Annotated in this window: 20 protein-coding genes; 13 read left to right on the top strand and 7 right to left on the bottom strand. The window is 42.9% G+C overall.

What is annotated here, in order from left to right; genetic code table 11:
* Positions 1-151: 151 nt before the first annotated feature.
* Positions 152-973, bottom strand: coding sequence for a septal ring lytic transglycosylase RlpA family protein (locus J5A55_RS06710; RefSeq protein ID WP_004383886.1), 822 nt, complete (start codon positions 971-973; stop codon positions 152-154).
* A gap of 95 nt (positions 974-1,068) precedes the next feature.
* A complete protein-coding gene (gene gdhA, locus J5A55_RS06705; RefSeq protein WP_004383885.1) occupies positions 1,069-2,406 on the bottom strand; it encodes an NADP-specific glutamate dehydrogenase in 1,338 nt (445 codons plus the stop codon).
* 256 nt (positions 2,407-2,662) lie between these two features.
* On the opposite strand from gdhA, the gene J5A55_RS06700 reads away from it, so the two are divergent.
* A complete protein-coding gene (locus J5A55_RS06700) occupies positions 2,663-5,686 on the top strand; it encodes a PEP/pyruvate-binding domain-containing protein (protein ID WP_004383884.1) in 3,024 nt (1,007 codons plus the stop codon).
* A 339-nt stretch (positions 5,687-6,025) separates the two neighbouring features.
* Here the strand turns inward: J5A55_RS06700 and J5A55_RS06695 are convergent, their stop codons facing one another.
* The 5 genes from J5A55_RS06695 to J5A55_RS06675 all read right to left on the bottom strand — a co-directional run bounded on the left by J5A55_RS06695 (position 6,026) and on the right by J5A55_RS06675 (position 9,759).
* Positions 6,026-6,166: a hypothetical protein gene (locus J5A55_RS06695; protein ID WP_004383883.1), complete on the bottom strand. Its 141-nt coding sequence runs from the start codon at positions 6,164-6,166 to the stop codon at positions 6,026-6,028.
* Between the two features lie 236 nt (positions 6,167-6,402).
* Positions 6,403-6,552, bottom strand: a complete 150-nt coding sequence (locus J5A55_RS06690; RefSeq protein ID WP_004383882.1) for a hypothetical protein — start codon at positions 6,550-6,552, stop codon at positions 6,403-6,405.
* A gap of 29 nt (positions 6,553-6,581) precedes the next feature.
* Entirely contained in the window at positions 6,582-8,102 is a 1,521-nt protein-coding gene (locus J5A55_RS06685; RefSeq protein WP_004383881.1) for a class I adenylate-forming enzyme family protein, read from the bottom strand.
* Positions 8,099-8,917: an SDR family NAD(P)-dependent oxidoreductase gene (locus J5A55_RS06680; RefSeq protein ID WP_039851479.1), complete on the bottom strand. Its 819-nt coding sequence runs from the start codon at positions 8,915-8,917 to the stop codon at positions 8,099-8,101. The genes J5A55_RS06685 and J5A55_RS06680 overlap by 4 nt, the downstream gene beginning before the upstream one ends.
* Positions 8,918-9,030: 113 nt before the next feature.
* Complete coding sequence (locus J5A55_RS06675; RefSeq protein ID WP_004383879.1) at positions 9,031-9,759, bottom strand: RDD family protein; 729 nt, start codon at positions 9,757-9,759, stop codon at positions 9,031-9,033.
* 103 nt (positions 9,760-9,862) lie between these two features.
* On the opposite strand from J5A55_RS06675, the gene J5A55_RS06670 reads away from it, so the two are divergent.
* The 12 genes from J5A55_RS06670 to J5A55_RS06615 all read left to right on the top strand — a co-directional run bounded on the left by J5A55_RS06670 (position 9,863) and on the right by J5A55_RS06615 (position 23,136).
* Complete coding sequence (locus tag J5A55_RS06670; protein WP_004383878.1) at positions 9,863-10,840, top strand: stage II sporulation protein M; 978 nt, start codon at positions 9,863-9,865, stop codon at positions 10,838-10,840.
* A complete protein-coding gene (locus tag J5A55_RS06665) occupies positions 10,809-11,849 on the top strand; it encodes a hypothetical protein (RefSeq protein WP_004383877.1) in 1,041 nt (346 codons plus the stop codon). Before J5A55_RS06670 ends, J5A55_RS06665 begins: the two co-directional genes overlap by 32 nt.
* A 24-nt stretch (positions 11,850-11,873) precedes the next feature.
* Positions 11,874-12,491 (top strand): DUF4129 domain-containing protein, encoded by a 618-nt coding sequence (locus J5A55_RS06660; RefSeq protein WP_004383876.1) that lies wholly within the window; start codon positions 11,874-11,876, stop codon positions 12,489-12,491.
* A complete protein-coding gene (locus J5A55_RS06655) occupies positions 12,484-13,785 on the top strand; it encodes a DUF4350 domain-containing protein (protein WP_004383875.1) in 1,302 nt (433 codons plus the stop codon). Before J5A55_RS06660 ends, J5A55_RS06655 begins: the two co-directional genes overlap by 8 nt.
* Before the next feature lie 53 nt (positions 13,786-13,838).
* Positions 13,839-14,813: an AAA family ATPase gene (locus tag J5A55_RS06650; protein WP_039851477.1), complete on the top strand. Its 975-nt coding sequence runs from the start codon at positions 13,839-13,841 to the stop codon at positions 14,811-14,813.
* A 234-nt stretch (positions 14,814-15,047) separates the two neighbouring features.
* Positions 15,048-16,361 (top strand): DUF58 domain-containing protein, encoded by a 1,314-nt coding sequence (locus J5A55_RS06645; RefSeq protein WP_004383873.1) that lies wholly within the window; start codon positions 15,048-15,050, stop codon positions 16,359-16,361.
* 100 nt (positions 16,362-16,461) lie between these two features.
* Positions 16,462-16,944 carry a hypothetical protein gene (locus tag J5A55_RS06640; RefSeq protein WP_004383872.1) on the top strand — a complete coding sequence of 161 codons (483 nt, stop codon included), beginning with the start codon at positions 16,462-16,464 and terminating at the stop codon, positions 16,942-16,944.
* The gene (locus J5A55_RS06635; RefSeq protein ID WP_004383871.1) at positions 16,941-17,534 is read left to right on the top strand and encodes a calycin-like domain-containing protein; all 594 of its coding nucleotides are present in this window, start codon (positions 16,941-16,943) and stop codon (positions 17,532-17,534) included. Before J5A55_RS06640 ends, J5A55_RS06635 begins: the two co-directional genes overlap by 4 nt.
* Before the next feature lie 16 nt (positions 17,535-17,550).
* Positions 17,551-18,342, top strand: a complete 792-nt coding sequence (locus J5A55_RS06630; protein ID WP_039851462.1) for an HmuY family protein — start codon at positions 17,551-17,553, stop codon at positions 18,340-18,342.
* A gap of 71 nt (positions 18,343-18,413) precedes the next feature.
* Positions 18,414-20,387: a TonB-dependent receptor plug domain-containing protein gene (locus J5A55_RS06625; protein WP_004383869.1), complete on the top strand. Its 1,974-nt coding sequence runs from the start codon at positions 18,414-18,416 to the stop codon at positions 20,385-20,387.
* Between the two features lie 9 nt (positions 20,388-20,396).
* The gene (locus tag J5A55_RS06620) at positions 20,397-21,272 is read left to right on the top strand and encodes a hypothetical protein (RefSeq protein WP_004383868.1); all 876 of its coding nucleotides are present in this window, start codon (positions 20,397-20,399) and stop codon (positions 21,270-21,272) included.
* A 1,372-nt stretch (positions 21,273-22,644) separates the two neighbouring features.
* A complete protein-coding gene (locus J5A55_RS06615; RefSeq protein ID WP_004383865.1) occupies positions 22,645-23,136 on the top strand; it encodes a TlpA family protein disulfide reductase in 492 nt (163 codons plus the stop codon).
* Positions 23,137-23,139 lie beyond the last annotated feature (3 nt).

The raw sequence follows: 23,139 nt of genomic DNA, 5'->3' as shown, positions 1-23,139 counted from the left end.
TACTGGGGTAGGCGCGATAGTGTCTATCCCAGTTGACTTTTATCAATCCTTTAGCAATATGAAGCGGATAGGTGAAGGTGTCTGTCTCTATTGTTTTACTGTATTTGCCTCTTTGGAATAAGAAAAAATCAATTCTTTTAGAATCTAATACTTATTCAAACAGTCCTGTTACCCCATCTTTGATACGTTTAAAGAAGTTTGTCCAGCTACTGCTAGAGCCATTCTTTGTATTCTGGTTTTGTGTGTTCTGCTTATTTTGTTGTGCATTAGGTTTCCTCTGCTGTATCGTCTGCTGTTGATTATTTGATGATTGTGTCGTGCGAGTGGTAGGATTCCCTCCCTTTGACTTTGCTTCTTGTGTCGAAGAACGATTCGTTGAAGTTTGAACGTTTTTACGTGCTTCTGCACTTTGCGACTTTTCGTTTTTCACCTGTTGTGTGATGTGTTTACGATCCATTCGCGTATCAACTTTACGTTCAATATCCTTTGGCTTATCCTCTTCTTGCTTTTCCCATTCAGGTATAAACTCGTAACAAACACCCGCAGTACCATATTCTATTTCTGGCATCTCAATACCTTTAGACTCTTTCATGAATGGTATTTCAGTTTCTTTGGGTACAACTTCTACCTTAACATAAGCCACGCCCATAGCCAAAGTTCCTAGTTCACGGGCAGCTGCATAGGATAAGTCTACAATTCGACCACGAACGAAAGGACCGCGGTCAGTAACTCTTACAATTACAGACCTACCATTCCTTGGGTTTGTTACCTTTAATCTTGTTCCAAAAGGAAGGGTTCGATGTGCACAAGTAAAGGCATTCTTATCATAGCGTTCGCCATTACTCATCCTGCGACCATGTAGTCCGTTACTATAATAAGATGCTTTGCCATCTGGCAGCGAAGATTGTGCTGTCAGTTTAATACTACTTAGTAGTGATAAAAGAACTACTAAGAAAAGTCTGAATCTATTCATAAATAATCAATTAATAAACCAGCCTTCTCTTAGTAGTTTGTATCCCCCTCCCATCTATAAAGATGAAATAGAGGGGGAGGAATAACTGGTTTTGTTTATACAACGCCCTGTGCAAGCATAGCTTTCGCTACTTTCATAAAGCCTGCAATATTTGCGCCCTTAATATAGTCAATGTGACCATCAGCTTGCTTACCATACTTCACACACTGCTCATGGATAGAGCTCATGATGTAGTGGAGCTTCTGATCAACCTCTTCTGGACTCCATGAGAGGCGGAGAGAGTTCTGTGACATCTCGAGACCTGATGTAGCCACACCACCTGCATTAACAGCCTTGCCAGGAGCAAAGAGCTGTTTAGCTTCTGTGAACTTATCAGCAGCTTCAGCAGTACAACCCATGTTTGAAACTTCAGCAACACACAATGGCTTATAAGCTAAGATCTTATCAGCGTCTTCACCATTTAGCTCGTTCTGTGTAGCACATGGCAAATAGATGTCTGCCTTCTGTTCCCAAGGCTTGCGACCTTTGAAGAATTGTGCTCCAGGATACTTCTCTGCATATGGCTCACAAACATCGTTACCGCTGTTGCGAAGCTCGAGCATGTATTCAATCTTATCACCACTAATGCCATCTGGATCGTAGACGTAACCATCAGGACCACTCAATGTGATAACCTTTGCGCCGAGTTCTGTTGCCTTCTTAGCGGCACCCCAAGCCACATTACCAAATCCAGAAAGAGCAACGGTCTTACCCTTGATGTCAAGTCCGTGTGTTTCCATCATTTGATGAACAAAATAGAGCGCACCATAACCAGTTGCTTCTGGACGTAAGATAGAGCCACCCCATTCTCTGCCCTTACCTGTGAGCATACCTTGGAATTGGTGGGTTAACTTACGATACTGCCCAAAGAGATAACCAATCTCACGTCCACCAACACCGATGTCACCAGCTGGTACATCCTCATCAGGGCCGATGTGACGATATAACTCATTCATGAAAGCTTGGCAGAAGCGCATGATTTCGGCATCACTCTTTCCTCGTGGAGAGAAGTCAGAACCTCCTTTGCCACCACCCATAGGTAATGTGGTGAGCGCATTCTTAAATGTTTGCTCGAAACCGAGGAACTTCAAGATGCTAAGGTTTACTGATGCGTGGAAACGCAGACCACCCTTATAAGGTCCAATAGCACCATTGAATTGAACACGATAACCCAAGTTCACTTGCACTTTACCTTGATCATCTACCCAAGGTACGCGGAATGTGATGATACGCTCAGGCTCAACGATACGCTCGATGATGCTTGCACGTTCAAACTCTGGGTGCTGGTTGTAAACATCCTGTACTGAGACGAGCACTTCACGTACTGCCTGTAGATACTCTGACTCGCCTGGATGCTTCTGTTCCAGTGCTTGCATGATTTTTTCGACTTCCATAGTAAATTGACTTTATTTGTTTATGTTAGTTAGTATCATTCGGTTAGAATGGTGCAGCAAATATATCCAAATTCTATCAAACGACCAAATGAAAATCGAAAAACTTTTGTTTGCTCCTTTCTTTTTGACATCCCCGTGGGGAAGTCAAAGGCATGTCGAGCGTGCAAAGTAATATAAAATATATCAATTAAGTAACTAAAAGATAGGATGGCTTGTGTTTATTTCGTATTTTTGTAGAAAATTAAGTTTCCAGTCGATGAAAGAGCAACTACCAGTGCAGTGGAGCAACTTTTACCTAAAAGATGTAAGTTTCGTCAACCTAATGATGCGTCGTATCTACAACGTTCTGATTGTGGCTAACCCCTACGATGCGTTTATGTTAGAGGATGATGGGCGTGTTGAAGAGAAGATCTATAATGAGTATATGGAGCTGGGGTTGCGTTATCCGCCTACGTTTACGCAAGTTTCGACCATTGAAGAGGCTTCTCGAGTGTTGAATACAGTAGATATTGACCTTGTAATATGTATGCCTGGCAATGCAGATAATGATGCTTTCGATGTGGCAAGAGCTGTGAAAGCAGAGTTCTCGGACATCCATTGCGTTGTTCTCACGCCTTTCTCTCATGGTATAACGAAGCGAATAGAACATGAAGACCTAAGTATCTTTGATTATGTGTTCTGTTGGTTAGGTAATACAAACCTAATTCTTTCCATCATTAAGTTAATGGAAGACAAGATGAACATAGAGCATGATATTCGTGAAGTAGGCGTTCAGATGATTTTACTTGTCGAAGATTCCATCCGTTTCTATTCGTCTATTCTACCTAACTTATATAGTTATATCCTTACTCAAAGTCAAAACTTTGCTACCGAGGCGTTGACTCGGCACGATGCTTCCTTGCGTCAACGTGGTCGCCCGAAGGTTGTTCTTGCCCGCAATTATAAGGAAGCCTGGGGTGTTTATCAGCGTTATAAGGATAATTGCTTAGGTGTTATTTCCGACATGCGATTCCCTCTTAGTGATGGAGAAGAGGGAATACAATCAACCATGGGACAGCCAATTCATACCATCAAAGACTCTGAAGCCGGACTAAAGTTGCTCCGTGCCATTCATCAAGAGGATGAGTATCTACCCTTAATCATAGAGAGTTCAGAGAGTGATAACCGTGAGAAAGCAGAAAACGAAGGCTTCCGCTTTGTTGATAAGAACTCTAAGAAGATGAGTGTTGACCTCCGTCATCTCCTTGAAGAGCACATGGGTTTTGGTGACTTCATCTTCCGTAATCCCGAAACACGTGCTGAGATCATGCGCATCCGTAACCTAAAAGACTTACAAGACAACATCTTTAAGATACCAAAAGACTCCATGCTCTATCATATCTCACGTAATCATGTGAGTCGTTGGCTGTCTGCTCGTGCCATATTCCCCGTTTCCTCCTTCTTAAAAGACATCACTTGGCATAAGTTACAAGATGTTGATATGCACCGAAAGATTATCTTTGATGCCATAGTAGCCTATCGGCGCATGCGAAATGAAGGTGTTGTCGCTCTCTTCGATCGGCATAAATTCGACCAATATGCTCACTTTGCACGTATTGGTGATGGCTCGTTAGGAGGCAAGGGGCGCGGTTTAGCTTTCTTGGATAATGTTATCAAGCGTCATCCAGACTTCAACCAGTTTCCGAATGCAAAGGTTCAAATACCCAAGACTGTCGTTCTCTGTACGGATGTCTTCGATAGTTTCATGGAGAGAAACAACCTTTATCAAATTGCACTAAGCGATGCCAACGATGACGAAATACTCCATGCTTTCCTTCAGGCACAACTCCCTGATGAGTTTATAGGCGACTTCTTCGCCTTCTTCGAAGCGACTCGTTCGCCTATTGCTGTTCGATCCAGTTCGTTGTTGGAAGATAGCCATTACCAACCATTCGCAGGTATTTATTCCACTTATATGATACCTTATTTAGAGGATAAATACGAAATGTTACGTATGTTGGCATGCGCTATTAAGGCGGTATATGCCTCTGTTTATTATCGAGACTCTAAAGCCTATATGACCGCAACAAGTAATGTCATCGATCAAGAGAAGATGGCGGTTATCTTGCAGCAAGTGGTAGGTAAGCAATATGACAATCGATTCTATCCTAATCTTTCGGGCGTTCTCCGTTCCCTAAACTATTATCCTATTGGTGATGAGAAAGCCGAAGAGGGAATCGCCTCTTTAGCCTTAGGTTTAGGCAAATATATCGTTGATGGCGGTCAAACTCTGCGTGTTTGTCCGTATCATCCACACCAAGTGTTACAGCTAAGTGAACTGAAGTTAGCCCTCAGAGAGACCCAAACTCAATTCTATGCGCTCGATATGCAGCATGTGGGGGAAGACTTTAAAGTGGATGATGGGTTTAATATCCTCAAACTCAATCTCAAGGATGCTGAGGCTGACGGAAGCCTCCTTTATATTGCTTCTACTTATTCGATTGATGACGAAACCATCTATGAGGGGCTTTATGAAGGACGGAAGATTATATCCTGCTGTGGCGTTCTTCAACAGGGAGTTTTCCCATTACCAGAGTTGTTACAGATGGCTATGCGTTATGGAGCTGACGCCATGCGACGCCCTGTGGAGATAGAGTTTGCAGTCAATCTAAATGCTGATAAGACAGGAGAATTGTATCTTCTTCAGATCAGACCTATTGTTGATTCAAAGCAACGATTAGATGAGAACCTCTCTTCTATACCTGATGAACAGTGTCTCTTACGTAGTAATAACTCCCTTGGACATGGTATATCGGATGACGTGAAGGATGTTGTTTATGTCAAGACGGGGGCTTCTTTCACGGCGAAAGATAATCCTTTAATCGCTAATGATATTGAGCGAATCAACCAGAAGTTCCTTGATCAGCACCTTAACTACATCCTTATTGGTCCCGGCCGATGGGGTTCGAGTGATCCATGGTTGGGTATTCCAGTGAAGTGGTCGCATATTTCTGCAGCTCGAATCATCGTTGAAGAAGGATTAGAACATTATCGTGTTGACCCGAGCCAAGGCTCTCATTTCTTCCAAAACCTTACTTCCTTTGGTGTAGGTTATTTCACTATCAATCCTTATAAGGCTGATGGTTTCTATCAACGGAGCGTTCTTGATGCTCTTCCAGCTGTTGAGGAAACGCAATGGGTACGCCATGTTCGTTTCCAAAAGCCACTTAAGATCATGATGGATGGTAAACGACAAGAGGGTGTGGTGGTGCTTCCTGAAACTCCACCCAGCCCCCTCTAAAGATGGAAGACATAGCAACAAGTAGGGACAGACGCCCTCGTCTGTCCGCAAAACAACGTGATTTTAAGACAGAATGATTAAGGACATATTGTTGTAATGACATCTTCCTTGTTGTCTCAATATTCTATTTGTGCGGACAGACGAGGGCGTCTGTCCCTACTTTAAAGATGTTATAAGGAGATACTCCCACCTTTCATAAAGGTATGGGAAATCTTAGTTTAAATTAAAGAGATGCTCTTCTCCATTTAAAGAGGGCGTTTCCTTGATGTGAGGAAAGGCTCTCTTCACATCAAGGAAACGCCCTCTTTGATGCGAGAAGAGCACTTCTTACATTTGAGACTATATCTTCTTTGCCATCTTGATAGCCTTTTCATGCCTATAAGCCTGCACAGCTTCAGCTACATCTTTCTCAAATTTATCTCGTTCGGGAGTGCCTTTTTTGCCTAATAACTCGTCTTGTACTATATGTTGTAATGACATCTTCCTTGTTGTCTCAATATTCTATTTGTGCGGACAGACGAGGGCGTCTGTCCCTACTTTAAAGATGTTATAAGGAGATACTCCCACCTTTCATAGAGGCATGGGAAATCTTAGCTTAACTTAAAGAGATGCTCCTCTCCATTTAAAGAGGGCGTTTCCTTGATGTGAGGAAAGGCTCTCTTCACATTAAAGAAACGCCCTCCTTGATACGAGAAGAGCACTTCTTACATTTGAGACTATATCTTCTTTGCCATCTTGATAGCCTTTTCATGCCTATAAGCCTGCACAGCTTCAGCTACATCTTTCTCAAATTTATCTCGTTCGGGAGTACCTTTTTTACCTAACAACTCGTCTTGTACTATATCAAAGTCTTTTAGTTTCATCATCTTGTCTTTGTTTTCTTATTATTACGATATTATATTTTCTGTCTTTTCTGTTTACCAGTTGAAAGCATTCCGATGTTTTGGAAGGTTATACCATGTGGCATTTCAGCACGTGAGAGTTGGGGTTTGAGCCATGCGAGAAGCTCTTTCTCTGTCATGGATGAGGCTGGGGAACATTCAACTTCAGCCTGTATCACATTGCCAAAGAGTGGATGTGAGACAGCAAAGACACGTACTGCAATGATGGAAGGGTGGGCAAGTAGCACCTGTTCTATGTGTTCTGGGTGGACGTTCTCACCGCCACATACCACCATTCGATCGGTTCTACCTCGATGAAAATAGTACCCATCGAGATTCTGAAAGACCAAGTCTCCTGTGCTTTGCCATTGGTTCTTGCGTCCAGCCATAGCCCAACTCGAATGCACCCATAGTTCACCCACATGCTCCTCGTTCGCTTCCTTAATCTTACATCTTACTCCCCATATTGCTTTCCCAAGCGTTGTTTCGTCGAAAGCAGCAAGGTCTTGCGGAGTAGCAAGTAAGAAGAAGCCCGCTTCAGAAGTGCCATAGAGATTGTAAAGAACATCCCCCAGTTGTTGATGAGTAGTTTCGATGAGCTGCTTTGGAAGTCTGTCTCCCCCACAGATGAGGCATTTTAGGCTTTCCATTTGGCTTTTTGCTCCTTCTACCAGCCATAGTCTTGAAAGCATAGCTGGTACGATGGGCATTACTTCAATGCGTTCGTTCTGTATAATTGATAGTGTTTCTTGCACGAGGAAATGCCTTTGTAGACAGATCTTCTTACCCATTAAGAGTGAAACAATGAGTGTGGCAAGACCGAAACCATGATAGAAAGGTAAAGAGATGAGCACACTGTCATATTGATCAATCCCTATTTTGTGGAGCAGAGCGATGAGGGGTGGTAGGAAAGAGGTGATCGCTGGACGCCGAGCCACAGCCTTGTAATTACCACTCGAACCGCCCGTATGAATGATAATGTTCCTTCCGCGGCGCATACGAGGGAGCTTTTGTTTTTCTTCGTGATGGTCTCTATATATAATAAGGTGGTGGAGTTCCTCTGTTATTATGGCTTTGCATGCTAATAGTTGAGGCTCTTCTATCAGTTCTTTATCATATATGAAGAGTTGATAATGACGTTTTCTCAGATATTCTAAAAGCTGATCTTGTGGCATGTCAGTGTTCAACAAAGTGATATGAACGCCTATTCGGGAGAGAGCAGGGAGCAGTAAGGACAGGATGAGGCTGTTACGTCCTAAGAGAGCAACGTTCATCTTGGGGTGTAGTTGGTATTGTGTATAGAGCAGTTGAGCCAGTGTTTTTGCCTTCTCGTATGTTTCTTGATATGTTAGAGATTGTTCCTCGTCTTTTACCGCACAGCGATTTGGATAGAAGTGAGCGGCGAAACGGAGCAGAGCCATCAAACTCATTCCTTCTGAAAGCAAGTATTTTGCCCAGTAGAATAACCCTTTTGGCGAAAGAATATGTAGTCGATAAAGAATGAGAAAGAGGTTTTTTAATGTTTTGCTCTTCATAATTTCTGATAGAAAAGACGGATAACAGGAGCAATGACACGCGCAATGGGAACAGAGAGAATAGCCCACCAGGGTTGGTAACAATACTTCTTTCCTATGCAGAGGCGCAATAGAATTTTTGCAGCATCAGCTGGATTGTAAGCTGGGAGATGCCTATATTGCTCATTGACATCCGACATCTGTGTGTGAACCAAGGGCAGGTAAGCCAAATGAACACGCACCCCTAACTTCTTTAACTCTATCCTTGCCGTGTCAAGCCATGCGTTGGCAGCAACTTTGGAGGCGTGATAAGCCGACCAACCCGGTGCCATTGGATAGAGAGAACTTACGGAGGATGAGTAAACGATATGCCCTTTATTTGTTTGCAAGGCAGGTAACAATGCGAGTGATAACGCCACAAAGGATCGATAATTGAGGTCCATTGTGCGGTCATAATCGTGCAATCGGTCTATTGCCAGTGTGATATTGCGATGAATGGATTTGCCTGCATTGCAGAAAAGATAGTCCACTTGTGGCATATCCTTGCGTAGCTTTTGACAGAGACGGTTGAGTTGCTCCCTATCACGGAGGTCTATCGCACAATAATCGGCATGACGCCCTTGCTCCCTCGCCTTCGCACAGAGCATTTGTAACTCCGCTTCACTGCGTGCAAGAAGAAAGATGTTTGCTCCCAAAGAGATTAATTCCTCTGTCAGAGCACGCCCTATCCCGTGGGATGCACCCGTAACGATTGCCCACTTCCCGCGCATTTCCTTTGCCACTTCTTGGCGTTTTAAACGGATTGGCGGATAAGCTATTGCAGTGCTGATTGCCATTAACTTGCTTTTGATAGATGCTCTCATGGGTGTATTCATCTCTATTCGTCTCTAAGAGCCAACGCTATTCTATATAAGAATCATTCGGTTTCTTACCTTATTATAATAGGTGTTTAAACCATCTCAAGACTATAGTGTTGATAGTCACGGATAATGGTATAAAGGAATTTCTCATTACCCGTTTTCGTGTCAGAGATGCCTAAGTGTTCCCGAACTTTAGGTGCTAAGGTGGCAATTCGACGCTCCCTATCAGGTCCATAGTCGGCATCGAGCGTGCGTTGAATGACCTCTATCTGATTGAGCGAAAGGTCTTCTGCCTGTGGATAGACGGGTTTATAGTTGCGATCAAGGTACGAGAACTCGTCAAGAGAGACTTGGATCTTATGGTAATCATTGATTTTTATCACCATAGTGTGGGCTGCTAAGTCGCCTAAACGCTGTGAGTTCTTAGTCAAAAGGATAACAGCTACACCTAAGAAGGAGAACCCTATGTCAATAAACTGCAATAACCAGCGCATGAAGAAGTCGCCAATACCAGGTGTCGTACCGTCTTTCTTCACCACACGGATGTGCGTAATCATCTTTCCGAGGCTCTGTCCATGGTTGAAGAGTTCCATATAAAAGGAATAGAAGAGCACTGACAAGAAAACAAAGAACGCCGAGTATAATTGTAGTTTATTATTCAGATAGTCGTCTGTATTATATATTAGTAGCCCCATACCAAAGGCGTAAACGAATAGGATAAAAGCGTCAATCATCTGTGCAAGCATGCGTTCGCCAATGCTTGCTGGCGATTGGTTGATTTGCACATATTGCCCTGTAACGATGTTGGATTCCGACATTCTCTTCGTAACAAATTGGTTATTTCAGTTGCAAATATAGGAAAAAAACTCTACTTTTGTGGGCAGTTGGTAGAATTAATCACCATTACCTATAAAAGAGATAATGAAGGAAATCCTTTTCATACGTAATAACATCGAGAAGTGGAAAGCAATAGAAGCGTTGGTGGATAACATCAACTCGGTAATGCCTGACCGCTTGGCAGATGCTTACACAGACCTTACAACCGATCTTGCCTTTGCTCAAACACATTATCCAACATCACGAATTACAATCTATCTAAACAACCTTTCCTCTGCACTTCATAATGAGATCTATCGCAATAAGCGTGAGAAATGGAAACGAATGATCACCTTTTGGACACAAGAGGTACCTGATGTGATGTGGAAAGAACGCCGATTACTATTCCTGTCATTCGCTATCTTCATGATAAGTGTGCTCATTGGAGTCGTCTCAACATTAGGAGATGAATCTTTCCCAAGGCTCATTCTCGGTGATGGATACATGGATCAGACGCTCGAGAACATAGCACAAGGAAAGCCGATGGGCATTTATGGAAGTGAAGAAGAGGGGGGTATGTTCATCGGAATAACGCTTAATAACATCATGGTATCGTTCTATATATTTGCTATGGGCGTACTGACGAGCTTCATGCCAGGCTATTCCTTGTTTCAAAATGGTGTTATGGTGGGTTGTTTCGATACCTTCTTCTATCAGCACGGATTGTTATCTGAATGCTTACTAACCACTATGTTGCATGGAACCTTAGAACTTTCATCCATCGTGGTGGCTGGTGCTGCAGGCTTGGCAATGGGTAATGGATGGCTATTCCCTGGCACTTACTCACGCTTAGTGAGCTTCCAACGAGGTGCAAAGCGTGGTATGAAGATCATTGTAGGTACTGTTCCGCTCTTCATAGTGGCTGGTTTTATAGAGAGCTTCATCACTCGGCACACCGAAATCAACAACTATGTGCGGTTGAGCATCATTCTCCTTTCATTCGTATTCGTAATCTTTTATTTTATATACTTACCTTATAAACGTAATAAACATGCGCATTCAAGTAGAGAGACCCAAGGTTGACTTGTATAGAGTACGTACCTTTGGACAGAAGTTCACAGCAACTTTCGATTTCTTAAAAGAGAACTATAAGCTATGGTTAAAGGCTTGTTTTTATCTTGTCTTACCCCTTTGTCTGCTTCAGGCATTCGCTTTAGAGTGGTTAAGCTCTGTTGTTGTAGATAACAATTTGGCTGTTGCTGTTGATAATGCAGATTCAGATGGAGCTTTAGGAAACCTATTAGTGAATACGGGTCTGTCCTATCTTATATTGATAGTCTGCCTTGTTCTCGGTTCTATCTTACTCTCTTCAATCTGCTTCTCATTGATAAGGTATTATAATGGAAGCCCCACTCGCTTGCAAGGGGTGACCTTGCGTGACCTCAAGCCACTCATCATTCAGAGTATGAAACGCTCCTTCCTCTTAAGCTTAGTGTTTGCGGTTGCATGGGTGGTCATCACCATTATCCTTGGACTCTTTGCTTTTATCTTCTTTGAAGTGACCTCGAATGACCAATTCCCTAATGTCCTTATTGGTATTGGACTATTCTTTTTGGTCATTATCGGACTGTTAGTTGCCTTTGTCCCAGCCTATCTCTCATGGCCAGTATATATATTCGAAGATGATGAGAACGTCTTTAGCTCCATTCGTCGTGGGTGGAGATTAGGTGTTCATTCCTTCTGGTCTTTGATTGGATTGCTGCTTCTTATGGGTATTGTGGGGAATTTCCTCCAGATGGTAACGACGTTACCTTGGTACTTCATGTACCTTGCTAAGGTCTTTATCTCTGCAACGAATGAAGGAGCAACATCGGTTGTTAATTCTCCAATCTACAACTTCATCGAATACATCTTCTCGGTTATCATGAACTTTGGAACATATTTAGCAATGTCATTAACTGTCGTTGCGCTTGCCTTCCACTATGGTAGTGTTGCAGAGGAAGTAGATGGAGTTTCAGTTGAAGAAGGCATCCAGAACTTTGATCAACTGGCAGAGAAAGATAACGACATCAACAACTTTGATAAGCTATAACACAATTCGTAAAACCTCTTCAGTATGTTACAAGCCCTGTCCGACACGCTCTCTTGCGATACAGCTTTACTACATCAATACCGCGTTGATGAGGCGTATAACTATGCGAAAGAGCTACAAGCTCCAGAGCTTGACTTATGGGACTGGCTGGTAAATAAGCTGATGAAGTGGATATCGACACTATTCTCTCCGAATGGGAAAGGCGATGTCCGATTCTATATCTATATAGGTTTAGCCATTGCAGTGGCGGCTTTTATTGCCTTTCTTATGTACCGTTACCGTGCGAAGCTATTCCATCGTACAGGTAAGGTGAGTATCATTGATGCTGAAGAAGACAATATCTACGGTGTCAACTTTGATGTAGAATATACCAAGGCGATGGCTCAAAAGGATTATTATAAGGCTATACGAATGGTGTATCTGCGCACACTTCGTTGGCTGGCAGACCATCATAAGATTAATTGGCAGCTTTATAAGACACCAACGCAATACACACGTGAGTTCTTGTCGACCGACTTCCAGCGTATGACCAATGCTTTCATGCGTGTGAGATATGGTAATTATGAGGCGTCAGAAGAACTTGTCAACGAGCTACTCAATATAGAAGTTGAGATTGAGAAAGGAGACAGCTTGCATGAATAAGAAGTTCTTATTAGGTATAGTGGTTTTCCTCCTCTTTGTCTTAGTGATGGAGTTTAATGCTCCGGCAAAGTTTGTTTGGAGACCAACTTTCGGTCATTACGATGGTCAACCCTTTGGTTGTGCAGTCTTCGACACGCTTATGCAGAAGTCAATCCCTGCTGGTTATCATGTGACGAATAAGACTTTTGCGCAGTTAGAACGTGATGGATATGGCAAGAAACCACATGCTATTTTAGTGCAAACATTGGCATTTAACCCAACAGAAACCGATAGGAGAGCGTTGAGTAGGTTGTTAAAAGCAGGTAATAAAGTGCTTATTGTCACCTCAGACTTCGTTTGTGACTCCTCGAAAATAAACTTTGGTGTGGCGGTATCAGGTAGAGATACCTTCCTTCCCCAGTGGGTGAAGAAGTCGTTATCAGACTATCAAATCCCGATGGATACCCTCTATTGGAATGCAGTGAAGCCTTATACGCCTCATACTTATCAGGTCTATACATCAATGTCAGGCTATGGGATTGAGGTAAATGAGAGTGTCCAATGTGATACATTGTTATGTGCTTTCCAACGTTCTATTGATGGGGATGTAGATACAACAGACGTTTCTTGCGACGTAGATGATGATGAGTATGCTGACAAGATAGGCGGTTATTGGCAGGCACGACTCATACGAATTAAGTGGGGGAAGGGCGAGTTGTTCCTCTCATGTGACCCACTCCTATGGACCAACTATGGCGTACTTGACCCCGAGATAAACGGACTCTTATTCCGTGCGATGTCCCAATTCCGTGGCTTACCAGTAACACGTACAGATGCGTATGCGCCTAAGAACGAGATAAACAAGGAGAGTCCGCTCCGTTACTGGCTGCAAAATGCGCCACTCAGATGGTGTGTCTATCTCACATTGTTAGGTTTGCTGTTGTTCTGCGTGTTCTATGCTCGACGTCGCCAAAGGGTGATCCCTGTGGTAAAACAGCCCGAAAACAAGTCGTTGGAGTTTGTGAAACTCATCGGAACACTCTATTATCAGAAGCATGAGAACCATGACTTGTTACAGAAGAAGTATAGTTATTTTGCAGAGACAGTGCGTCGGCAGCTGCTAATAGATGTTGATGATGAAGAGTCGAGACGAGAGAATATAACCCAATTAGCTCTCCGAACAGGTATGCCGGAAGCCGAAGTGCGCATGATACTGGATAAGGTAAAACGCTACATAGAGGCAGATACGACCTTACCCGATAGACGATTGCAAGAGACGATAGACGGATTAGACACCATCATCAATAACCTTTAATCTTTATGGAAGGACTAATTAATAATAAAACTAACGAACAATACACCAACAAGATGGAAGAGAATAAAGCAGAGAGAACTGATCTTCAGGACTTCAGTGAGAAGATTACACAATTAAAGAAGGCTATCGGCAATGTGATTGTTGGACAGCAGGAGGCAGTCGACTTGCTGTTAACAGCCATCCTTGCAGACGGTCATGTGCTGATTGAAGGCGTCCCCGGAGTGGCAAAAACCCTGTTAGCTCGATTAGTCTCACGCCTCATTGACGCGCGTTTCAGCCGTATTCAGTTTACGCCAGACCTAATGCCAAGTGATGTATTAGGCACGACGGTGTTCAATATGAAGACCTCCGAGTTCGATTTCCATCAAGGACCTGTGTTTGCAGAGATGGTACTTGTTGACGAAATTAACCGTGCCCCAGCTAAGACACAGGCTGCTCTTTTCGAAGTAATGGAGGAGAGACAGGTCACAATCGATGGTGTTTCGCATCGTATGAACGACCTTTACACGATCATAGCGACGCAGAATCCAGTGGAGCAAGAGGGAACTTACCGTCTACCAGAGGCTCAATTGGATCGTTTCCTATTTAAGATTCGCATGAGTTATCCCACGCTTGAAGAAGAGGTAAGCATCTTGCAGCATCATCAAGAGAATAGAAAGCTTGTCAAACTGGATGATATTCAACCCTTATTAAGCGTTCGTGAGCTTCTAAACATGCGTCAGCAGTTGCAAAAAGTGTACATTGAAGATAGCCTCCTACGCTATATTGCATCCATCGTACAGCAGACACGCATGTCAAAGGCAGTCTATCTCGGAGCCAGTCCACGTGCTGCTGTTGCGATGCTCAATGCTTCTAAGGCATACGCCATGCTCTCCGGACGTGACTTTGTGACGCCGGAAGACATCAAATTCGTTACTCCTAACATCCTTCAACACCGTCTCCTCCTTACCGCTGAGGCTGAAATGGAAGGCTACACAGCGTTGAAAGTAGCGCAGAAGTTGATAGATAAGGTGGAAGTCCCTAAGTGATCCCAACATAGAGAGAGCCTTGTTTTATGTGTAAGGCTAATCACCCATACGGTTCGCAGTGTTGACCTATACGGGTCACAATGCTGACCCATACGGGTCAGAACGCTGATACGTATGAGTAAATATAATGACTTATATGTGTGCGAATGCTTCGCACAAATGGTTACACAACCTCACACTATTGGTGCGGAGGCTTCGCACCTTAGCAAAATAACCCTCTTATAGATAGAATAAATGTTCCTTACCAAGCGATTTTATATCATCTTTGCGTGCTTGACACTGCTTTGTGGGTTGGGATATGTCTATCCCTTCCTCTTCACGGCGGCTAAGTTTCTGTTGTTCGTCTTCGTCTTAACCCTCCTTATAGATGCTTTCATGCTCTATCATCGGCGTGCGATAACAGCGGAACGGAGCTGTGCGGATAGGTTTTCTAACGGCGATGAGAATGTGATAAAACTCCGTTTAGCAAGCGAATACACCTTCCCTGTATGGCTCACTGTCATTGATGAGGCTCCTAAAGTGTTCCAACGTCGAGACATACAATACGCTCTCCAGCTTGCTGCAAAGGGCGAGGACGAAATTCGTTACACGCTCACTCCAGTGAAGCGAGGAGTTTATTCCTTTGGGCGGATTCGTTGTTTCGCACGCACCATCATAGGACTTGTGGAGCGCAGATATAGCTTGGGCAATGCAAAGGACGTGAAGGTCTATCCTTCCTATCTGATGTTGAACCGATACGAATTGCTTGCGATGAGCAATAACCTTACCGAGATGGGCATCAAGCGGATTCGACGTATCGGAAATAATACCGAATTTGAACAGATAAAAGATTATGTGCAAGGCGATGAGTATCGTGCTATCAACTGGAAAGCAAGTGCTCGGAAGCATGAACTCATGGTGAATGTCTATCGTGACGAACGTTCGCAACAAGTGTTTTCCGTCATTGATAAGGGACGAGTCATGCAACAGTCGTTCCGTGGAATGACCTTATTAGATTATAGCATAAATGCCGCCTTGGTGCTTTCTTACGTCGTTATGCACCGCGACGATAAGGCTGGTCTGATTACATTCACCGATAAGATGGACACATTCGTAGCTCCCTCGCGCCGCACGGGACAAATGCAACGATTGTTGGATGCGCTTTATATGCAAGAAACCGACTTTGGAGAGAGCGACTTCAGTAACCTTTGTGTCAACGTGCGAAAGCAAGTTAGCAAGCGAAGTCTGTTCGTTGTCTATACGAACTTCTCAAGTATGACAGCTCTTAACAGGCAACTCTCTTATCTGAAACTACTAAGTCGTTGGCATCGTGTGCTCGTAGTCTTCTTTGAAGATAGTGAGATGAATGATTACATCCAAACGCCTAAGCGATCCATAGAAGAGTATTATCAGCATGTCATTGCAGAGAAGTTTACATACGAGAAACGCCTCATTGTGTCTACACTGCACCAGCATGGCATCTATAGCATACTAACGACTCCAGAGCGTCTCAGCGTAGATGTTATTAATAAGTACTTGGAGATGAAACAAAGGCAGGTGCTAACTTAAAGCGAACTAACAAAAATCATAATATGTTGGTATTGTGTTGTTGACATATATAAGCTAACTTTGCAACCAGTTAGAAACTAATATTAACAATGTCAATAACATGAGAATTAAAACTTTATGCAGGTCACTTGCTATCGCATTGTTGGCTACGTGGGGAGCAGTCTCTGCTTCCGCGGCTAATTATGTGAAAGTAACTGACAAAGACGGAAAGGCTACGACCTTTGCTCTCAAAGACAAACCAACGGTTACCTTTACGGCAGATCATCTTGTTCTGACGACTGATAGCAAAACCGTAGAGTATCCTTTAACGGATTTCCTTAGCTTTACTTTCACCGATCAGCCTACTGGTATCAATACAGTTGGGGCTGAACAGTCTAATGCAGTGTTCTCTTTTACCAACTTCTCGGTACGAGGAGAGGGGCTGAAAGCGGGCACTCGTGTGAGCGTCTATACCATCAATGGGCAGCTTGTCGGTAGTGCTGTTGTGAATCAAAATGGCGTCGCCGAGGTTCCTTTCGATGGTCAGAAGGGCGTGTTTATAGTAAAATCATTAACCAAGACATTTAAATTTATCAATCAATGAAGAAGTTCTTTACTTTAGTAATCGTATCACTTTTAAGTGCTGTGGCAGTACAGGCACAGAAGGTAGTAATCAATAAGACAGATGGCTCAAAGGTAACTTTTAGAGCTGATGAGATACAGAGTGTACAGTTTGCACCAGCGTCAGTAGCTGACCAGTTCGTAGGTAGTTACAAAGGAACAGACAAAATCTCGGTAGCCATTGTATTTAGTTATTCTACAGAAGAAGAGGTTACTTATCAGATAACAGACAATGAAGATGGTACCATCAACTTGATAGTTCCTGCGGTAACATATAAGAATACAATGATGGGAAACCTCTATTTAGGAACTTACACTATCCCTAATATCCCTTATGATGCGACTAAGAAGGCTTTTGTGAAAGCTTATAAGGATGACAATATCAAGTTCCATTTTAAAGTAATCGATGGATCTGGTAATGTTACAAAGGATCAGGAGTACACCTTTGATAAGGATGTTTGCAAGGTTACAATCACTAAAGAAGCTGATGGAAAGCTGAAGGTCAGCAATAACTATCAGATGGGAACAATGCCAATGACCATCTATGGCACTTTTGTTGGGGCTAAGCAATAAGTTTAAACGGGACACAATGAATCTCCGTAGACATATATATAATGTGGTTGCAGGTGTTGCCGTCATGTTGACGGCGACCGCCTGCAATGGTCTTTTTGATGGTATATACGATGATGCGCCAGCTTCTCCAACGATTACGGAAGGGCAGTTATTAGTTGATGCCACAAGTTGGAAGGACTGGTATTACGTTGATTTTGACTCGTTACAGGCTTATATTGAGAAAAAAGATACCGTCGGATTGCTGAAGGCACAGAGCCATTTTACACCTTATCATATTCCTTCCTCCCTGTCTACTGGCACCTCAAACGGGCAGACAGGAATCTATACTTATTGGTTCGATGTATTCGGAAAGGGGATAGCCGTCAATGAGAAGCGTTCGTTTAAAGTTACTGATGCACAACCAAAGCCGCCTTCATGGAGTCTTGCCTTCCATCGTAACAATGTGAGAACAAATGGGGGTGCAGTGTTGGAAACCAACTATAAGTCGATGAGTGAGCTTCCGAAGAGCAGCATAGACTTCCTCGGTGCAAACTTCCAAACGGATGAGTGGAGCGAAAATGAGGTCTGGTTCGATCAGTCGCAAATGCTCCTGAGTTTGATAGGATGCCAAGGGATAACTATTAATAAGGTGTTATCTTCATGGCTTCGACTCGATATCCCCCCTATGCCGCCAGCCTTTACAATGAAGAGCAATGTGTACATCCTGCGATTGAAGAATGGGAAGTATGCTGCCCTACAGTTGGTGAACTATATGAATACGGGAGGAACTAAATGTTGGTTGACCATCAATTACAAATATCCTTATTAAGCAATACATCCGCCCTTTCCCATACTATTGTGTGGCAATGAGAGGGGCAATGAGACCTTATATAATAGGTTATGAAACGAAAAACCATTCTATTATCAGTTCTGCTCGTTACACTTTCTTCGGTGTCATGGGCAGATGAGGTGAACGACTCCATCTATAAGTCTTACGAGTTAGAGCAGGTTGTTGTCACGGGTACGCGTACACCAAAGCTACTCGCAAACACACCTGTCTTGACGAAAATCATTACATCAGATGATATTGCAAAGACCGATGCTACTAATCTGCGCGACCTATTGCAACAGGTAATGCCAGGTGTTGAGTTTTCCTATGCAATGAACCAACAAGTACACATGAACGTGTCGGGATTTGGCGGACAAAGTGTATTGATTCTTGTTGATGGTGAACGTCTTGCAGGTGAGACGATGGATGATGTCGACTTCACAAGACTACTGATGGACAACGTAGATCACATTGAGATTGTTGGAGCATCATCTGCTCTTTATGGCTCGAATGCGGCTGGTGGAGTTATCAATATTATCACTAAGAAGAAGATGCAGCCGTGTTCTCTCAATCTGAATATGCGCTTTGGCAAGCATAACGAGCAACGTTACGGCTTGTCGTGGCAGTTGAAACAAGGGAAGTGGAGCAACCTCTTGACCGTAAATAGGAACAAGTCGGATAACTACAATGTGCAGAATGGCGACCATCCTATTACTCGTGTCGTGTCCACGATATATGGAGATGCAACTTGGAACATTAAGGAGCAACTGTCTTATACACCTACTGATAAGTTCTCAATAACAGGTAGGGCGGGTTACTTCTATCGCCAGCTTGTACGTACAACAGAGACACCAGAACGATATAGAGACTTCTCTGGCGGACTTAGAGGAGTATGGACTCCGACCGAATCGGATAACTTTGAGCTTACATACGCATTCGATCAATATGATAAGTCGGACTATCAACGAATCGCAAAGATCGATGTGCGCGACTACTCCAACGTGCAGAATAGCTTCCGATTACTCTATAATCACAACCTCAAAGGAGGCGATGTTCTATCCGTGGGTGCCGATTATATGCACGACTACTTATTGAATGTGAACCTTGAAGGACGCACCCGCAAGCAAGATTCCTTTGATGCTTTTACGCAATATGACTGGAACATTAACAAGCAATGGGAGGCTGTTGGTGCATTGCGTTACGACTACTTCTCGGATGGACATATCTCTCGCGTGACACCAAAGATAAGCCTTCGTTACCAGCCAATACACAATCTTAATCTCCGTCTTAGCTATGGTATGGGCTTCAGATCACCAACGTTAAAGGAGAAATACTATAACTTTGACATGGCAGGAATATGGATTGTAGAAGGGAATCCAGCCTTGAAACCAGAGGTAAGTCATAACTTCTCCCTGTCTACTGACTATACACATGGACATTACAACTACACTCTTACGGCTTACTACAATAGGATTAAGGATAAACTCGCTACTGGTGCTCCTTTCTATAAGAGTGCTGCTGACCTTATTCCTCATCTACCTTATCTTAACCTCGGAAACTACTCTGTGAGTGGAGGAGAGGCTACGGCACAAGCGAGATGGTCGAATGGTATTACCGCACGTCTGTCTTATGCTTATACCAATGAGCACCTACCAAAGGATAAGAACAATAACTCGGTGAATAACCAATACATCCCTGCTCGCAAGCACGCAATGACGGGGCATATTGATTGGGATCATCAGTTTGTGAAGAACTATGGGCTGAATATTGGTCTCGATGGTCGCTTCTTATCATCAGTAGACAATCAAGAGTTCGTTGATTATTACGACATCTCGAAGGGAATCCGCACCATTCATTACCCTGCATACGCGCTCTTTAAGCTCGCTGTTGTACAACGATTCAGCAAGAGTGTGAAGTTGAGTGTTGCCTTGGATAACCTCTTCAATTATAAACCAGAGTATTACTATTTGAATTGCCCATTGACAGATGGCATGAACCTGCAGGTTGGCTTGTCTGTTGATGTGGATAAACTATTTAAGTTCTAATATATAATAATGGAGAAAAAGAAAACTTATTGGTGGCGCACGATAGCCTCCTTTGTCCTCGTACTATTCACAATGCCGTTAGGTCATGCACTAATGATACTGATGGAGAAGTTCATGGATCCAGTGGCTGTACATTATGCTGGTTTCACAATGGGGTTCGTTGGCTTGATTATGGTTATCGTCGGTGTCTTTGTCAAAGGAGATACTCGTCAAACTTTATGGGGGCTTATTGGCGGTTTATTGTTTTGGACGGGATGGGTAGAGTTCCTATTCCTCTATTATGCACGCCGTTATGGAGTTCCACCCGAGATAGAGCATGGTAAAGTTGTTACCAAGCCTGAATATCTTATTATGCCAGCCTCCTTTGGATTGTGGATGATGGTCATGACGATGTATATCTTTAGTACTCGTAATGGTTGCGACTTCATCACATGGATACAAGAGAAACTCTTCGGAAAGCATAAGAATAAGATAGTTGTGCAGCCAATGACCCACCACACGTCTATAATCACGTTCATGGAACTGAACATGATACTATGGGCTTTCTATCTGTTGTTAATGTTCTGTTATGATAAAAACTTCCTTGGCGACCACCATCCAGTAACTTATCTCATCGGAATAAGCTGTTTCATTGGTTCACTCTTTATGTTCCGTCGACAGCTCCATATCGCCGCTTGGGGTGCAAACATTCGAATGGCTGTGGCGACAGTGATCGTCTTTTGGACGCCAGTAGAGATACTCGGACGCATCAACTTCTTCAAAGAGTTCTGGGTTCATCCACAAGAATATCGCATCCCATTGTTATTTATCTTGGGTGCATTCATCCTATTGTTGGGTTATATGTGGCTGAAAGGTGCTAAGAAAAAGCGCATTACGAATAAGTAAAACGCATATCTGAGATATACTTTCCCTATAATGCGCATTAGCGAGAGTTAGTCTGTTGGTAGCGTTGTTGTATATCGTGCCACAAAGTAGGGACAGACGCCCTCGTCTGTCCGCCCCAACGCCTATTTTTTATTGCAAATTACGCTTTCTATGCGGACAGACGAGGGCGTCTGTCCCTACAGTGAAGCATTCATTTCAATCAATGAGGGTACTTCTTCTAATTCAAAATTATGATTAGGTAGAGTTGACGAGTTGATAAGTTGACGTGTAAAAGAGTAGTTTATTCTGTTGAATGTAGTGCCAAAAGTAGGGACAGACGCCCTCGTCTGTCCGCCCCAACGCCTATTCTTCATTGCAAATTATACTTTCTATGCGGACAGACGAGGGCGTCTGTCCCTACTGTGAAGCATTCATTTCAATCAATGAGGGTACTTCTTCTAATTCAAAATTATGATTAGGTAGAGTTGACGAGTTGATAAGTTGACGTGTAAAAGAGTAGTTTATTCTGTTGGATATAGTACCACACAGTAGGGACAGACGCCCTCGTCTGTCCGCCCCAACGCCTATTCTTCATTGCAAATTATACTTTCTATGCGGACAGACGAGGGCGTCTGTCCCTACTTTATAGCATTCGTTTTTATCGATATGGAGGTTTCCTTTCATTCAAAAGTCATGGTTGATAATCCAAAACAAACGATTAGATACTAAGAAAGTATTTTACATTATGAGTACTTGTGCTATGCTTCAAATAGAATCATTATAGCTTTAAATCGAAGTCAATATTAGCTTTTTTGCAAAACGTACCTCCGTTTTTAGTAAAACGTACCTCCGTTTTTGGTAAAACGTACCTCCGTTTTTGGTAAAACGTACCTCCGTTTTTAGTGAAATGTACCTCCGTTTTTGGTAAAATGTACCTCCGTTTTTAGTAAAAACAGCCTTCCTTTCATGTATTTTGTTGCTTATTTATGCTCAGAACGATGCCTTGTTTTATGTAATATGCTGCTAATCAGGCGGTTAAAAATACTTAGCTTTTTTACTCTCTAATTGCGTTATTTGAGAACAAGTACGCATCTTCTTCAGAAAAACGCAGTTATAAGCCCTGAAATCGGTAGTATTTTATTACAAACATCAAAGTCTCTTTGAATGATATAGATGCGGAAGAATATGCAAAAGGAGCAAGTTCAAACCAAGAATCGATCATTATGAAGAACCTTTTTGAGGATAGAATCGGAGCTTAATAGCTGTTGGATATGATCGAGAGTAGTATTAAAAAACTCCTTCCAAATCGTCTCTCTTATTAGAGTTAGCTAATCCTCTTCTTTGTAGTATCGCTTTTTTTTCGTATTTTTGCAGCCAATTATAACTAAAAGAGATGAATAAATTATTTTTGTCCCTTTGTTTGTTGTTGATAAGTTGGGTAGCTTCTGCACAAGAGCGATTGCCCAAAGTTACTCTTAAAGACATAGAAGGGAAGACCGTACAAACCGACACTATTGCTAACAACTGCAATCCTCTTATCGTTGCATTCTTTGCAACTTGGTGCAAACCTTGCGATCGCGAACTCAAGAGTATAGATGAGGTTTATGATGATTGGCAGCGCGAAACAGGTGTTCGCATCGTTGCTGTTTCCATTGATCAAGCGCAGAATATTAATAAGGTGAAGCCTTTAGTAGATCAAAATGGCTGGCGGTATGAGGTGCTACTCGACCCGAATGGGGAGCTTCGCAGAGCCTTAAGCATCCAATCCGTACCTTATACTATCTTGCTTGATGGCAACGGAAAGATCGTTTATAAGCATAATGGCTATACTGACGGAGCTGAGTTTGAGCTGTATAAGAAGGTAAAAGAAGTGGCTGGTAAATAATCT

This window comes from Prevotella veroralis, assembly GCF_018127765.1.
GTDB classification, from domain to species: Bacteria; Bacteroidota; Bacteroidia; order Bacteroidales; family Bacteroidaceae; genus Prevotella; species Prevotella veroralis.
The sequence above is the reverse complement of the archived record's forward strand: the minus strand, read 5'-3'. Positions and strand labels throughout refer to the sequence as shown.

Bases quoted from the DNA above. Each gene is read 5' to 3' on its own strand.
- J5A55_RS06680 (WP_039851479.1), bottom strand. From the start codon at position 8,917: ATGGCAATCAGCACTGCAATAGCTTATCCGCCAATCCGTTTAAAACGC.
- J5A55_RS06650 (WP_039851477.1), top strand. From the start codon at position 13,839: ATGGAAGAGAATAAAGCAGAGAGAACTGATCTTCAGGACTTCAGTGAG.
- J5A55_RS06630 (WP_039851462.1), top strand. From the start codon at position 17,551: ATGAATCTCCGTAGACATATATATAATGTGGTTGCAGGTGTTGCCGTC.
- J5A55_RS06625 (WP_004383869.1), top strand. From the start codon at position 18,414: ATGAAACGAAAAACCATTCTATTATCAGTTCTGCTCGTTACACTTTCT.
- J5A55_RS06675 (WP_004383879.1), bottom strand. From the start codon at position 9,759: ATGTCGGAATCCAACATCGTTACAGGGCAATATGTGCAAATCAACCAA.
- J5A55_RS06685 (WP_004383881.1), bottom strand. From the start codon at position 8,102: ATGAAGAGCAAAACATTAAAAAACCTCTTTCTCATTCTTTATCGACTA.
- J5A55_RS06665 (WP_004383877.1), top strand. From the start codon at position 10,809: ATGCGCATTCAAGTAGAGAGACCCAAGGTTGACTTGTATAGAGTACGT.
- gdhA (WP_004383885.1), bottom strand. From the start codon at position 2,406: ATGGAAGTCGAAAAAATCATGCAAGCACTGGAACAGAAGCATCCAGGC.
- J5A55_RS06670 (WP_004383878.1), top strand. From the start codon at position 9,863: ATGAAGGAAATCCTTTTCATACGTAATAACATCGAGAAGTGGAAAGCA.
- J5A55_RS06710 (WP_004383886.1), bottom strand. From the start codon at position 973: ATGAATAGATTCAGACTTTTCTTAGTAGTTCTTTTATCACTACTAAGT.
- J5A55_RS06645 (WP_004383873.1), top strand. From the start codon at position 15,048: ATGTTCCTTACCAAGCGATTTTATATCATCTTTGCGTGCTTGACACTG.
- J5A55_RS06640 (WP_004383872.1), top strand. From the start codon at position 16,462: ATGAGAATTAAAACTTTATGCAGGTCACTTGCTATCGCATTGTTGGCT.
- J5A55_RS06700 (WP_004383884.1), top strand. From the start codon at position 2,663: ATGAAAGAGCAACTACCAGTGCAGTGGAGCAACTTTTACCTAAAAGAT.
- J5A55_RS06655 (WP_004383875.1), top strand. From the start codon at position 12,484: ATGAATAAGAAGTTCTTATTAGGTATAGTGGTTTTCCTCCTCTTTGTC.
- J5A55_RS06660 (WP_004383876.1), top strand. From the start codon at position 11,874: ATGTTACAAGCCCTGTCCGACACGCTCTCTTGCGATACAGCTTTACTA.
- J5A55_RS06620 (WP_004383868.1), top strand. From the start codon at position 20,397: ATGGAGAAAAAGAAAACTTATTGGTGGCGCACGATAGCCTCCTTTGTC.
- J5A55_RS06695 (WP_004383883.1), bottom strand. From the start codon at position 6,166: ATGTCATTACAACATATAGTACAAGACGAGTTATTAGGCAAAAAAGGC.
- J5A55_RS06690 (WP_004383882.1), bottom strand. From the start codon at position 6,552: ATGATGAAACTAAAAGACTTTGATATAGTACAAGACGAGTTGTTAGGT.
- J5A55_RS06635 (WP_004383871.1), top strand. From the start codon at position 16,941: ATGAAGAAGTTCTTTACTTTAGTAATCGTATCACTTTTAAGTGCTGTG.
- J5A55_RS06615 (WP_004383865.1), top strand. From the start codon at position 22,645: ATGAATAAATTATTTTTGTCCCTTTGTTTGTTGTTGATAAGTTGGGTA.